Source organism: Halobacillus naozhouensis, assembly GCF_029714185.1.
Classification (GTDB): Bacteria; Bacillota; Bacilli; order Bacillales; family Halobacillaceae; genus Halobacillus_A; species Halobacillus_A naozhouensis.
The window spans coordinates 3,295,349-3,309,405 of the sequence record NZ_CP121671.1; the positions used below are offsets into that span (position 1 = coordinate 3,295,349).

12 protein-coding genes are annotated in these 14,057 nt (G+C 40.6%); 4 read left to right on the forward strand and 8 right to left on the reverse strand.

What is annotated here, in order from left to right; all coding sequences use genetic code 11:
- Positions 1–87: 87 nt before the first annotated feature.
- From P9989_RS17025 to P9989_RS17045, 5 genes are all read right to left on the reverse strand, one after another.
- The gene (locus P9989_RS17025; protein ID WP_283076059.1) at positions 88–1,884 is read right to left on the reverse strand and encodes a M3 family oligoendopeptidase; all 1,797 of its coding nucleotides are present in this window, start codon (positions 1,882–1,884) and stop codon (positions 88–90) included.
- A 112-nt stretch (positions 1,885–1,996) separates the two neighbouring features.
- Entirely contained in the window at positions 1,997–2,467 is a 471-nt protein-coding gene (locus P9989_RS17030; RefSeq protein ID WP_283076060.1) for a hypothetical protein, read from the reverse strand.
- Between the two features lie 471 nt (positions 2,468–2,938).
- A complete protein-coding gene (locus P9989_RS17035; protein WP_283076061.1) occupies positions 2,939–4,540 on the reverse strand; it encodes an ABC transporter permease in 1,602 nt (533 codons plus the stop codon).
- Positions 4,540–5,457, reverse strand: a complete 918-nt coding sequence (locus P9989_RS17040) for an ABC transporter ATP-binding protein (protein ID WP_283076062.1) — start codon at positions 5,455–5,457, stop codon at positions 4,540–4,542. Before P9989_RS17040 ends, P9989_RS17035 begins: the two co-directional genes overlap by 1 nt.
- A gap of 12 nt (positions 5,458–5,469) precedes the next feature.
- Positions 5,470–6,102, reverse strand: a complete 633-nt coding sequence (locus P9989_RS17045) for a TetR/AcrR family transcriptional regulator (protein WP_283076063.1) — start codon at positions 6,100–6,102, stop codon at positions 5,470–5,472.
- A 332-nt stretch (positions 6,103–6,434) separates the two neighbouring features.
- Between P9989_RS17045 and P9989_RS17050 the strand changes: the two genes are divergently transcribed.
- The 4 genes from P9989_RS17050 (at position 6,435) to P9989_RS17065 (ending at position 11,504) form a co-directional block, all read left to right on the forward strand.
- Complete coding sequence (locus tag P9989_RS17050; protein ID WP_283078959.1) at positions 6,435–7,427, forward strand: glycosyltransferase family 2 protein; 993 nt, start codon at positions 6,435–6,437, stop codon at positions 7,425–7,427.
- Positions 7,363–7,749, forward strand: a complete 387-nt coding sequence (locus P9989_RS17055) for a GtrA family protein (protein ID WP_283076064.1) — start codon at positions 7,363–7,365, stop codon at positions 7,747–7,749. The genes P9989_RS17050 and P9989_RS17055 overlap by 65 nt, the downstream gene beginning before the upstream one ends.
- A 13-nt stretch (positions 7,750–7,762) precedes the next feature.
- Positions 7,763–10,354, forward strand: coding sequence for a YfhO family protein (locus tag P9989_RS17060; protein WP_283076065.1), 2,592 nt, complete (start codon positions 7,763–7,765; stop codon positions 10,352–10,354).
- Positions 10,355–10,739: 385 nt separating this feature from the next.
- Positions 10,740–11,504 carry a sulfite exporter TauE/SafE family protein gene (locus tag P9989_RS17065; RefSeq protein ID WP_283076066.1) on the forward strand — a complete coding sequence of 255 codons (765 nt, stop codon included), beginning with the start codon at positions 10,740–10,742 and terminating at the stop codon, positions 11,502–11,504.
- A gap of 99 nt (positions 11,505–11,603) precedes the next feature.
- Here P9989_RS17065 and P9989_RS17070 read toward each other — a convergent pair whose 3' ends face one another.
- From P9989_RS17070 to P9989_RS17080, 3 genes are all read right to left on the reverse strand, one after another.
- Positions 11,604–11,768, reverse strand: coding sequence for a hypothetical protein (locus P9989_RS17070; RefSeq protein WP_283076067.1), 165 nt, complete (start codon positions 11,766–11,768; stop codon positions 11,604–11,606).
- A gap of 184 nt (positions 11,769–11,952) precedes the next feature.
- On the reverse strand, positions 11,953–13,317 hold the full coding sequence (locus tag P9989_RS17075; RefSeq protein ID WP_283076068.1) for an amidohydrolase: 1,365 nt from the start codon (positions 13,315–13,317) through the stop codon (positions 11,953–11,955).
- Between the two features lie 24 nt (positions 13,318–13,341).
- On the reverse strand, positions 13,342–14,046 hold the full coding sequence (locus P9989_RS17080; RefSeq protein ID WP_283076069.1) for a small-conductance mechanosensitive channel: 705 nt from the start codon (positions 14,044–14,046) through the stop codon (positions 13,342–13,344).
- Between the last annotated feature and the right edge of the window lie 11 nt (positions 14,047–14,057).

The window sequence follows — 14,057 nt, forward strand, 5'->3', positions numbered from 1 at the left end:
AGGACCCTGAGCTGATCTTTAATAAATGAGTACAACCTTTTATATTAATTCACGCTACTTTTTCTGGGGTAAGCATGTGCCAACCCCTTAATTAGATGTTAAGGTAATAAACTCTTGAGCATCTTTCATGCATAATTTCATGCCCTTTTCCCAAAAGCCCTCTTGCATGATATCTTCTCCTAAATGCTTCATCACTAAATCTTCTGTAGACATACTTCCTGAATCATGAAGTATATTTAAGTAATTTTCTTCAAAATCTCTCCCATTTTCTTTTGCCTTTGCGTAAATACTTAGAGAAAATAAGTACCCGAATGTATAGGGAAAGTTATAGAATGGGGAATGGGTAATATAAAAATGAGGTGTCCAGACCCACGAATGGATAGAGACATGATCAAGAGAACCTTCATACGCATCGTCTATTGCCTCTTGCATGAGTTCATTTAAACGTGTTGAGGAAACAAAACCCTTTTTTCGATTTTCGTAGAAATTCTGTTCAAACAAAAACCTAGAATGAATATTCATGAAGTTCAACACACTACGCTTTAACTTTTCATCAAGTAAGAACACTTTTTCTTTGTTAGTTTTCGCATTTTCAATTGCTGCATCTAGCACGACCAATTCAAAAAATGTTGAAGCTGTTTCAGCCATACTCATTGGATAATATTTATTCATTGCATGTACAGACTTCATAGCATGGTTATGAAATGCATGACCTAATTCATGTGCTAAAGTTAATACATTTGTAATTCTACCGCCATATGTCATGCAAATTCTTGATTCACCCGAATGCGGAAACCCTGCACAAAACGCCACATTTGATTTGTTCGGGCGATCCTCTGTGTCTACCCACCCCTTATCAAATGCATGGTGCGCAAAACTTTCTAATTCCGTTCCAAATTGACTAAGGTTCTCTAAAATAAAATTAACAGCATCGTCGTAACTAATATATCGATTACTATTTGTCATGGTGGCCCAAAAGTTATGCGATTGCATATCTTGATCGCCAAACATTTTTGCCTTTTGGTTTAGATAATCAGCAAAAGGTTGTTTATACTTACGGACCGTTGTCCACATAGCATTCAGCGTTTCCTCTTTCATACGATTGTCAATAAGAGGTTTTTCAATAACATACTCTATTCCTTTACGTTTGTACGTTTGTAATCGGAAACCTGCAATATGATTAAGAATCAGTGCAAATAATTCTTCTTTTTCTTCCCATATATCTTCTAAAGCCTTGTGCGCCTCTTTACGAACCTCTTCATTGGGATGTGAACGGAGATTTATCGCTTGAGCAACTGTTAATTCACTCTTTTCTCCATCGATATGGACAGGAACACTTATACTACTTACAAGCGAATTATAAAATTGCCCCCAACCATGGTAACCATCAACCATCAAAGAAGAAATGCTGCTTTCTTCTTTATCAGAGAGCTGCATGTCTACATTTTCGCGCCATTCGTTTAAGATAAATTTAAAACGCTTTAGTTCATCTGTATTTAACAGACATTGCCAAACAGCGTCATCTGTTTTTGCAAGGACCTTTTGTACTTTTTGCATAGAAGAAAAAAAATGTGCTTTAATAGTAGATACTTTTTCCTTAAGAACTGCTGCTTTTTTGTCCTTAGTGTCTTGTGCGATCAAACATGTTATGAATGAACTAGCATCGGAAAGCTCCATACGCACTTTATTGGCGGTGTCAATGACACTTGCCACATCAATTACGTCTCCTATATCTTCTGGTGTGCGAAAGGTATCTACCTTTTTCATAAAATCACTAACTTCTTTTTCTAAGTAATCTAATCGCTCATTCAGTTGTGTCGATTTGCTGCCTCCAGGGAAAAATACATCTAAGTCCCATGACTCTGCATACTTTGTGTTTTCCAAGCTACTTCCCACCATTTCGCAGTAAACTTAAAACAAAAATCTCCAACGTTTCATAATACGTTAGAAACTTTACCACCAACAAATCACTAAATATCTTAGCCGTTTCAGGAGTTTATTTCAAAAAAGTTTTTTCCTTTTTAGGCTGGTTATATAAATCTATTCTTTCTTTAACGCTTTCTCCTTTACTCATGTCCCACCAACCAACAATCATATAAATGGCTCTAATATTGTCGAGTGTTATAGGCTCTCCCTTTTCATTCAGATATGTTCCACCTTCAATGGCTCCTGTTGTTTCTTCTGCGATATCTATCCCTGCACCAGTTACTGAACCAGAATGAACTGTTATATCTTTGTCAGCTATGACAGCGTGTGTTTCAAAATGGAAAGAATTTGTGATATATTTGTTCTTATTTTTCATATTCAGTGTTCCGTTACCTGCCTTTAACTCTTCCGGCGTTATTACAACTTCATACCCAATTAAACCCCAGTGTTCACTTTTCCCCATAAGTGTCAAATGATAATTTGTATTATTATGTTGGGTATTACAACCAGCCAGTATTGCTATAAATACAACTACAAGCAACCATGGTACTTCCCTTCCGTATATACACTTTTTCACTTCCTAAACATCCTTAATTATTGTGTCTTATCTCATTCCAATTCTTTTTCAATAAATGGCTATCCGAAATTAGAATATTTTTATGTACATCAAGGCGCCATATCTACAAACATAACAAAGCAATAAATAGTTTTACAAAAACACCAATAATCAACCCCACTAAACTTAATAAACTTCTCTCAGCTCCCTCCTTTACCCACGAGACTCCTTACACACCTATACGCTAACATAAAATGGGAACTTTTTTATTCAACAATTTGTTGATATTTAGAAAGGACACATTATTCAATAAAAACGCCCTTTCTCAGAAACAGGCGGATGTCTATATTAGCTGATCTTATGAATGGCATAATGAAATAGCGTTAATGATCGGCTTAAAAACCAAAAGGGCCCCTGGTTCATCTATAAACTATAGAACCAGGGGCCTTCCTTAAATTACCCTTCGATATCTCGTCTATTATAGCCAACAAATCCTAAAATCGTTAGAACAAGGGCAAGAAACATCAGGATGGTAACCGGTAAATAGTCCATTTCTTCTACCGGGAGTTGAGGGATGTATCCATATGGTGAAATTTGTCCAACCCAATCCGGAAATTGAAATATCCCCCCTAAATAAAGAACGACAAATGAATAAAATACATACAACCAAATGAAGATACTTAGTTTCGGTGCAAAGCCAATTAATAACACGACTATACCAATCATCACTAACATCGCTGGGTAGTAAGCAACAGCTGCACCATAGATCATTCCAAAATCAAATCCCTCTTCCATAACAGAGGTTCCTGCAGCCCATAAGCCGATTGCAGCAAGGGAAATCATTAAAAATCCGTTCACTGCAGAGATGATATAATAACAAAACATCAGCCGGGTACGTGAAACTGCTCTTCCAAGCAGATGTTCGATACGATTCTTTTTTTCTTCGCCATAAAGTTTATTCATGGCCATTAGAGGAGGAATCGTTCCTAACAATGCCATGACCACCATTAACATCGGGATAAACTGCTCCGTTAAAGAATGGCCTTCTACTGGTTTTAAAAGCTGTTTCATCATATCACTGCTTTTAAAAAATGATTCTAAATCACCCAGGACAGATCCATAGGAAAGCCCCGTTACAAACATGCCGACAGCCCAGGCGATGATTCCTGTCCGTTGAAGTCTTAAAGCAAGACCTATAGGATTTTTCAAAAAGAATGAAGCATGTTTTTTTCCAGGCCTTGCAGGCAGAAAACCTGCTTCTAAGTCACGAACAGCATTCAAACGATAGGCAATAATAAATAATAGGAGAGACACGCCAATCATCAATAAGATCGGCCACCAATGGTTACTAGAGTAAGCCTCTGTTTGAGGCACCCATCCTAAAGGCGAGAGCAGCGACAATGTTTCATTACTGACATCCCCAATTGCACGTACAAGATATGATATTATGAGTACTGCAATTGAATAACCAATCGTTCCCCGAGAACTCTCTGACAGCTGTGCGAATACAGCGGTCACACCTGCAAAAATGATACCTGTTGCGCCTAAAGCGGCACCATATAGTAAAGAACCTTCTAAATCCATACTTTCTATCCCTAAGGCATATAATCCAAGGCCTGTAATTAACGCCAAAACCACATTAGTTACAAACAAAACGAATAAAGTAGCATGTAAATTAGATAACCTTCCTACCGGCAATGAACGAATCATTTCGATTCGTCCGTCTTCCTCATCAGCTCTTGTGTGACGGTTCACCAGCAGAATACTCATAAGACCGACAACAACAGCCGTCAGCAGCAGCATCTGATGAGTTGTCATCGCCCCAATAGTGTAATGATCAAGGTTACCGGGCCCTACCATCGCTGTCATCGCAGGATTCCGCATGGTTTCAGCCATAGCGTCCCTAGCCTGCTGGGTGGGATAGAGGTCCTTAAAGGCCCCAGGTACGATTAACGTAAAGAAGGAAAGTCCAAGCAACCATAACGGAATACGAAGTCGATCCCGTCGCAAAATGAAGCGCGACAGCCGTCCCGTTCTTCTAAACAGATTCCCTTTCATCAGGAAACACCTCCTGCTCCTGTCTCTGTAGGATTGTCTGGGCCCTCATAATGGCGCATGAACAAGTCTTCCAACGTTGGCGGTGCACTTTCCAATTTAACGATGCCGTATTGCGTAATATATTTTATTACTGCATCCATTTCCTCTGTATCTACCTGGAAGGATAGACCTTGTGCTTTTTCCACGATATCGTGCACGCCTTTTAATTCTGCTAGTCCTGACATCGGCTGTTTTGTTTCAACGAGAAGATTTGTACGGGTTAAATGGCGTAACTCGTTTAACGAACCTGTTTCAATCATTTTACCCTGACGAATTATGCCGACCCTGTCACATAACTTTTCGACTTCAGATAATATATGACTGGAGAGAAGGACACTCTTCCCATCGTTTTTCGCCTCCATCACACATTCCTGAAAAACCCGTTCCATCAATGGGTCAAGTCCTGAGGTCGGTTCATCTAAAATATAAAGGTCTGCATCTGATGAAAAAGCAGCAATTAATGCCACCTTTTGGCGATTTCCTTTCGAATAGGTTCTGCATTTCTTGGATGGATCCAAATCAAACTTCTTAATCAGTTGTTCCCGTTTGCTTTGATTCTTTCCCCCCCGCAATGTCACAAATAGGTCAATTACTTCACCGCCTGTTAAGTTCGGCCACAAATTTACATCACCGGGGACATACGCAATACGTTTGTGAATCTCAACCGCATCTTTCCAGGCATCCTTGCCGAATATTTTCACTTGTCCCTCTGTTGCTTTTAAAATTCCGAGAAGCACACGAATGGTTGTCGATTTCCCCGCGCCGTTTGGGCCAATGAAACCATACACTTCTCCTTCATTCACTTCTATGTTAACCCCATCTAATGCAGTAAACTTTCCAAACTTCTTCGTTAAGTCAGTGACTTGCAACAAGCTCATTTTGAACCCCCCTCATTTTTTATAAAAGCATGTTTTCAAGACATCCAGATAATCATAAAATTCTGTCCAGTATGGATCTAAATCAATAGAAGCAATTTGTTGACCTTTAAAATGGTTCATCAACTCATTTTGGTATCCCTCTATCGACCAACGGATAAGTTTGAAAGCTTTATCAACATCAATATCATCGCGGAACAATGTCGGATCAATATTGTCATACAACATCGAATTACCTGATTTCTGCAAGTCGGCAAGCCGCTTTTCCATATTCTCTGGTATTTCCATTTCATCATTTAAAAACACAGTTGCTATAAAATTACTCACATCGGGATTCTCATTGTAATACTTTGTTTTAACCCGAGCTATCTGCTTTAACCGTTCTATAAAATCAGGCTCTGTCGTATCGATCAAACTAAAAAACTCTTTAGTCATGATGTTCATCGCATAATCAATAAGATATAGATAAATTTCTTTTTTATTGTTGAAATAGTAAAAGAGCATCCCTTTTCCTATCCCGGCGTTTTTGACAATTTGATTGGTTGAACCTTTCTCAAATCCGTTTTCTGCAAACTCCTTAAGTGCAGCATCTACTATTCGCTTTTGTTTATTAGCATCAAGATTTTCAAATGTTTGGCCGATCTCCATAACCTCCTTTGTAATGGTTTATTCATGCTTTCGCCTAAATAGACCAGTGTGGTCGATTTGAATATAACACTGTTAGACCACCCTGGTCAATCGGTTGTTAGCCGAAAGTAATGTTATTTTCATTTCGACAGCATCTAGCCGTGTTCATCAACGGAAAATGCGACTTATTCAGGGAATAGTCCTTTACTACTACAAGCTGTCAATTTAAGAAAGAGCCTTCTCATTTCAGTATTAAGCATTTTCGTGATTGCTTATAAAAATGATAATCGTGAGCAAACTATCCATAACCGTTATGATTTGTCATGGAAGATACATTAAAAGTAGGTGCAATCATGAACCCCGGTCTTATTTCAATTATCATTCCCTCTTACAACGAATCTGGGAATGTCGAACTCATTTACAAAGCTATAGATAAGGAATTCGAGGACATCGCTTATGATTATGAAATCTGTTTCATTAACGACGGCAGTACGGATGATACACTGCAGCGGATTAAAAAACTGGTGTTAACAAATGCAAAGGTCAAGTATATTTCGTTTACGAGAAACTTCGGAAAAGAAGTGGCCCTGCTTGCAGGTTTTCAACATGTAAAAGGTGATGCCGTGATTCTCATGGATGCAGATCTACAGCATCCCTGTTCCTTGATTAAACCTTTTATCGAAGGTTACGAAGAAGGGTATCATCAAGTGATCGCCCAGCGTAACCGTAAAGGAGACAACTTATTTCGATCCTGTCTTTCCTCGCTTTACTACTGTCTCGTGAACAAGATTGTAGAGGTGGATGTGAAGGATGGGGTCGGAGATTTCAGGCTGTTGAGCCGACAAGCTGTTGATGCCCTCTTGCTGTTAAACGAAGGAAACCGCTTCTCAAAAGGGTTGTTTTCCTGGATCGGGTTAAGCCAGAAAATTATTGATTACGACAATGTCACTCGTCAGAAAGGGAAAACAAAGTGGTCGTTTTCAAAGCTGCTGAATTACGGCATGGACGGCGTCCTTTCGTTTAATAACCGCCCCCTCCGAATATGTTTTTACATTGGGGCATTCCTTCTACTTCTATCCCTGCTTTGTATAGTCACAACAGCCATAATCCTCATTAGGGATGGCGTTGACGTACAAGGATTCTTACCCATGATTTCAGTATTTCTGTTCTTTGGTGGCGTTCAACTGTTCAGTCTTGGGGTCATTGGTGAATACATTGGGAGGATTTATTATGAAACGAAGAAACGGCCTCATTATTTAATCGAGGAGACAAATTTATCAAATGGAGAACATGATGAAGGGAATCAGCCAGGAATTTATCAGATTTATCGTAGTGGGGATCATTAATACGGCCAATTACTATGTTTGCTATTTATGTTTACACGAAATATGGGATATCGGTTATATGACGGCACATATCGCAAGCTTTGGGTTCAGTTTCGTGATCTCCTTCTTCTTAAACTCTTACTATACTTTTAAAATAAAACCGACGCTGGCTAAATTCTTGCAATTCCCGCTCACCCAGCTGTTCAATATCGCAGTTTCCTCTATATTCGTTTATTTATTCGTGGAACACTTTCTAATCGATAGTACGATCGCTCCTATTCTATCCATTTTTATAACCGTACCGCTCACCTTTATTATAACGGGCAAAATTTTAAAAAAGTAACGGAGAATATAACATGATAACCAAACGAAACCTGGCCATCTTGTTTGTTGTAAGTCTTGTCCTCACGATTCTGGCCCATTTGTTCTTTTTAAAAGAATGGACACAAGAGCAATACATGGTAGGGCCAAATGACGGTTTGCAGCAAATGGTAACCTTTAAAAAACTCCTTTATGAACAATATACAAGTGGGAATTTCTTCTACTCCTATCAGTTCGGTTTAGGAGGGGGTACATACAGCCAACTGTCCTTTTATTTCGCCACAGCTTTTGTGTTTATCATAACAACAGGGATTGTCTTCGTATTAGAATCCCTGAACCTAGTCGGCACACCTGATACACTCTTCTGGGCACAGGCTGCTGTTTTCATTAGTATTTGCCGGCTGACATTAATTATTGGGATTACCACCCTCGTATTTCGCTATATGAAAATCCAATGGCTGCCTGGGTTTGTCGGGGCTAGTGTGTATGCCTTGTCCGTCATCTACTTCCGTCATGTCGTCTTCTGGGAGTTCTTTGCGGATGCCATGCTTTGGGTTCCGCTGCTTGTCCTCGGTGTGGAAAAAGTTATCCGGGAAGCACGATGTGGATGGTTAATTGCAGCTATCGCGATCACACTTTTCAACAATTTTTACTTCGCTTATGTCAATCTGATTTTCGTTGCGATTTATGTTGTATTTCGAATGATCATTCATCTGGAAAGCAGCGAAACGAGCAAGGGAAAGCAATGCAGACTATATATCATTAGTGGACTGCTGGGATTTGGGATCAGTTCAGTAGGATTTATTCCGGCTGTGTACGGTTACCTTCATAATTACCGCCCCACTTATCCTTTGCCAATTGAAATGATCGACGCTCCGTACAATATTATCTATACAAGTCCTTATGTAGTCGTTCCAGCGATTTTCTTACTGTTTCTCTTCACTTTTTCCTTATATAAGATTCCGATATTCCGCGTATTCGCTGCCATAAGTGCCATGTTTATTTTGCTCCACTTCAGTCCGTATGTCGCAAGTGCCTTTAACGGATTTTCCGCACCCCAATACCGCTGGGAATACTTACTGTCCTTTACGATGGGCGGCACCGTGGCTGCAGGATTACAATATTTACAGCAAGCAGGGAAACAGAATATCATCCGAGCAAGTATTTTGGTAGGGCTCACTTACCTGATCGGCTGTCTGGCTGATCCCTCTATAGAATTTCTTTCGGCCAGAGGCGTCGGAATGGTTTCCGTCATGCTGCTCACCCTAACCCTGGCTTTCGTACTAAGCTGGAATCGCCGCAAACATTGGCAGCTTCTATTGTGTACCTTTGTGCTGCTAACCAATATCGGCCTGGCCAATGTGACCCAATACGCAATTTCAGAACATAGCGTTAAGAAAGTATCCAAAAGCTATTTGACCAGTAAGGATTACAACGGCGAAGAACAACGAACATTGTTACAGAAAATTAAGGAGCGGAATACTAGTCCCTTTTACCGAATTGATTGGACAATTGGTTATTTAAATAATACACCGATTGTTCAAGACTTTAATGGATTCAGTGCCTATTCAAGCATTCTCAATCAGAACCTGCTCTATTTGTATTTGTACGATTTAAACATCGACATGGGTCGGGAGAGCGTCAGCCGTTTTTCTACGCTCGGAAACCGGGCAAACTTATACAGTTTACTTCAAGGTAAATACATGATGAGAGAAAAGGAAAACGCCGATGACATTCCATATGGTTTTAAGAAAATCATGGAGTCTGAGCACTATGTCGCTTTCGAGAATACAAATATCCTGCCGTTTGTCCGTACGACAGACGAAGTCTTTTCTGAAAAAGAAATGGGAGATGCAGTAATACTGGAAAGAGAGCATGCCATGTTAGAAGGCGTAATTGTCGCTGATCCTAAGCAGAAAACAAACGGGAACACACACGAGGTTCCTAATATCATTGACCAGGTTACGATCGAAACCGTCGGCTCCTCCTTTAAGCACAACAAACTCACAGTCACAGAGAAAGAGGGCGGACTCGACCTTATAGTCCAGCAGCCGAAAGCAGACACAAAAGATTACTACGTCAGCTTCCACCTTGAAAGTTTAGCCGAAAGTGAGGGCTTTGCTGTAAAAGTCAATGACTATAGGACGACTCGCAAACACAATCAATCGATCTATAAAACGTACGTGGATGACCTTACAATTCGAGTAGCCGCAGCCGAGAAGATTTCCATTCGCGTGCCAGAAGGAGAGTACATTCTAACAGACCTTGCCTTATACGAAGAAAATTATCAAACATTAGAAACAGCGAAAAAACAAGCATCAACGTCTGCGCAATTCAAGTGGGTAGATAACAAACTTACGATCACCTATAATAATCAAGGTCATGATCGTTATATGATGCTGCCCATCCCTTATGAACGAGGGTGGCAAGTTGAGATTAACCATCAAAAGCAGCCCCTGAAAAAAGTGAACTATTCATTCGTCGGGTTCCCGATCAAAGAAGGCATCAATCACATTGAGGTTGTCTACTATCCACCCTTTTTTAAAATTTGTTTAGTTATATCCATTGTAAGTATCACACTGGCGGTTCTTTTTGTAAGGCGAAAAAAGTATAAGAGGACTAATTAAGATACGCGGCTGAGACAAAACTGAATAAGGCATAAAATAATCCGAACGATTCTATTGAAATCAGCCCGGATTATTTGCAGGCCAAGAAAGAGTTTCTACCATCACGTCAAAATGCTTCGCTTTCCGCGGGCACGGCCTCAGCTTCCTCGGAAAGCAAAGGACGCTTTCCAGCGGGATCTTTGGCTCACGCTGTTCCCGCAGGAGTCTCCGTATTTTGACTACGCTAATTATCTACGTTTATACAATTCACGTTTTTTGCCAACATCGCTTTACTTATGTCTCATCCTCTTCCACATTTATGATGACTTCGTGGTCATGGCCTCGCTCCTCTGTTACATTTAAAGAGGCAGTACGTATCATCTAAGAGGACCTCAGGAGTGATTCAATGGAATTAGCAACAGGGCTACTACTCTTATTCATAGGCATAATCGCCGGAGCATACGGAACTATCGTAGGAGCAGGCGGAGGATTTATCTTCGTGCCCGCCTTACTCCTCTTGCTGCATATGGATCCGGCTATTGCAGCAGCATCAGGGTTAGTCATCGTATTCATCAACTCCTTATCTGGCATACAAGGCTATGCGCGGCAAGGCAAAATTCATTACAAAGCTGGTCTGACCATCGCGCTTGGAGCCCTTCCAGGAGCCCTCATAGGCGTTTGGCTGCTCCAAGTGTATTCATCTAGCTACTTTTATGTCATATTCGCATCGATTCTGGTCGGACTGGGAGTATTCTTACTGATTAAAAATTCTATTGTAAAGAGAACCAAAACAACCGAACCATCGACACAACTCGGCGATCCGTCGATGTGGTTCGTGCCCCTCGGCTTTTTGATGGGTATCCTATCCAGTTATTTAGGGATTGGCGGCGGTTGGCTGCTCGTTCCGATTCTTATTTATGTATTTAAAATACCAACACATACCGCAACGGCCACCTCAATTTTTTCACTTTGCTTGTATACGTCAGTCGGTGTCGCGGCCCAGCTCTTTTATAACAGTATCGATTGGATAACCGTTTTATGGGGAGGGATGGGTGTAATGATCGGAGCCCAGCTCGGTGTCGTGTTAGCAAAGAGAATACCTGGTAAAATCGTTATACAAATGCTGTCCGTCTTACTCATTGTGATTGGTTTTCGTATGTTTTTCCAATGACTAACCATTAAAGTTATTTTATGTACAAACATGATATTCGCCTCCCCCTTTCTCACTATAGTCTTAACGAACACTCAATCAGACATGAGGATTCTGATTTCACCCAAGGTCTCTTTGTTGAATTTCGTCAGCCAATAGATCCAAAAGGTAATCTAGGAATTCTAAGACCTCAGATCCATGACGCCCACGATGTTTAAGAGTGCAGTCATGCATCACAATCAACTCAGAATTGGTGAACCTTTTAACAACGTCTCTAGTATTCAAGTTATCACCCCCCTTCATGCGGGGGAGACAACCAAATTCTAGCAATATTCTACAGTAAAGTTCTACAAAAATGACACTTTGAAACTTTGCTACTGATCATAAATAACTAGTAAAGACAGAATCATTTAAAAAGCCACTTTCTCGTTTAAAGAAAGTGGCTTTTTAAATGATTCTATTTTATTTCCTAAACCCCGGCTGTATATTTTTCACCTTTTGTTCGGTCGTTAAATTCTTCCTTCGCCTTTTCAAGGGTGTCGTGTTTATTCACTAATAGGTCATAAGCTGTTAGCGACATGGTTTTTGCGGCTAAGTGCATTCCTTTATAACCAATAGAGGAGCCAAATGAAGCAGTAGCCTGCCAGGAATGAAGCTGGACCCCAACTGGCGCACACGTAGTACTGACCATTCCCGTAGGGGTAATCCAACTTACATCCCCTACATCCGTTGAACCTTGAATAGATTTGCCGGCTAATTGTTTGTCATAATAGAGATCGACAGGTAATAAGCTATCTACTTTATTGCCAAATGTACCCCTGTTGTTTTGGGTATTAATCGTTTCTACTAATTTTTCCGCAAATGTTTGCTCATCTTCTGTGAAATCGAGCGAATGATTTTCTTCCATGTTGCTGTACATTAACTCATTTAATTGATCATTTGGCAGTGTATCATAAGGGAACGCCGTAATTTCATGTTCGACTTCTGTTTCGGTCATCAGCGCTGCTCCTTCTGCAACCTTTTTTACCCTTTTGAGAATATCCTCAACCTGACTTTTTGATTCAGCCCTTATATAGTACCAAACACTGGCTGCTTCAGGTACAATATTAGGGGCCAGTCCTCCATTTGTTATCACATAGTGAATGCGTGTCCCATCTTTGACATGTTCTCGTAAATAGTTTGTTCCGACATTCATGAGTTCCACACCATCAAGGGCACTCCTCCCCGCATGTGGTGCTGCAGCAGCGTGGGCTGTAATTCCTTTAAAATGAAATTTAATGGAAACCATCGCTTGCATACTCATATTCATGACAGTATTTGAGTTGCCAGGATGCCATGTTAAAGCACAATCCAAATCATCAAAAACCCCAGCTTTAGCCATATAAGTTTTTCCTGAAAGAACTTCCTCTGCTGGGCAGCCGTAATAGCGAATGGTACCACTTAAGTTTTCCTGTGCCATCTTTTCTTTTAAGGCGATCACTGCTTCCACGCCGGCCGTACCCAATAAATTATGGCCGCACCCATGACCAGGTCCCCCTGGAACAACTTCTTCTTGTGTATAAGCCGCTTGTTGGGAAAGCCCCGGTAAGGCATCAAACTCACCCAATAGACCGATAATCGGTTTACCGCTTCCGTATTCAGCGACAAACGCTGTATTCACATCGCCAACAGGATTGTTCACACGAAAATCAGCTTCTTTTAACGTAGTCATTTGTAAATGAGCCGCATATTCTTCTTCGAAAGCAAGCTGAGGGTTATCCCAAATGTTTTGCGCCATTTCCGTGAATGTCTCTTCGTTTTGTTCAATCCATTGTAATAAATTTGTTTTACTCAAGATGACTCACTCCCCTTTACAATTTTACTCCCCGGCTCTCCTTTTTTCTAACAAAACACAAATAACAATGGTTAGCATAATACAAAGTAACATTTTTAAATAGACGACGAGTGAGGTCAGGTTAACAAGCAGCCCAACTGCTAAAGCAATGACTCCATAAATAGGCTTCTTTATAGCAAACTGGGCTAACACTCCTCCGAAAATTGCCGGTAAAACAAGCGGGAAAATTCGTTGTATGTTTTCCGGAATGGTAGAGATAAGCACGGATCCTCCTAAAATAATCGGAATAAGAAAAAGTTTATTTACGATCGAGGCCGCTCCTATTCCCAGGGTTGCTGTGATTTCTCCTTTTTTTGTGCCCGGCTCTGCGCCGACAGCATGTTGAGCTGCTGCTGCAGAAGGAAGACACATGTTGCCTATATTTCCTGTAAGAAAACTGATATATGTTCCAGATACACCTAAAACAGGGAAATACATGATGGGCTCTAATACCCATACAGCAGCCACAATACTAGCGTACGCAATAAAGCCAGCCAGAATAACGCTCCAGCCTGGATGATAGCCAAGAACGAATGATAGAATCACCGGTAATGAAAGCGTTAGAATAATAGCAGACCAAAGCGTTAATCGGCCCCAAAAATGAGCTTTTCCATGAAAATTTTCCATGGCAGCCTCTTGAGCACTAGTGGAACGTTCCTCATTTACAACCCTTTCTTGGTTGATACCCATAATTCAGCCTC

What these genes read in the sequence shown, in the direction of transcription:
- P9989_RS17035 (WP_283076061.1), bottom strand. Translation starts at nt 4,540, where the DNA reads ATGAAAGGGAATCTGTTTAGAAGAACGGGACGGCTGTCGCGCTTCATT.
- P9989_RS17040 (WP_283076062.1), bottom strand. Translation starts at nt 5,457, where the DNA reads ATGAGCTTGTTGCAAGTCACTGACTTAACGAAGAAGTTTGGAAAGTTT.
- P9989_RS17045 (WP_283076063.1), bottom strand. Translation starts at nt 6,102, where the DNA reads ATGGAGATCGGCCAAACATTTGAAAATCTTGATGCTAATAAACAAAAG.
- P9989_RS17050 (WP_283078959.1), top strand. Translation starts at nt 6,435, where the DNA reads ATGAACCCCGGTCTTATTTCAATTATCATTCCCTCTTACAACGAATCT.
- P9989_RS17055 (WP_283076064.1), top strand. Translation starts at nt 7,363, where the DNA reads ATGGAGAACATGATGAAGGGAATCAGCCAGGAATTTATCAGATTTATC.
- P9989_RS17060 (WP_283076065.1), top strand. Translation starts at nt 7,763, where the DNA reads ATGATAACCAAACGAAACCTGGCCATCTTGTTTGTTGTAAGTCTTGTC.
- P9989_RS17065 (WP_283076066.1), top strand. Translation starts at nt 10,740, where the DNA reads ATGGAATTAGCAACAGGGCTACTACTCTTATTCATAGGCATAATCGCC.
- P9989_RS17080 (WP_283076069.1), bottom strand. Translation starts at nt 14,046, where the DNA reads ATGGGTATCAACCAAGAAAGGGTTGTAAATGAGGAACGTTCCACTAGT.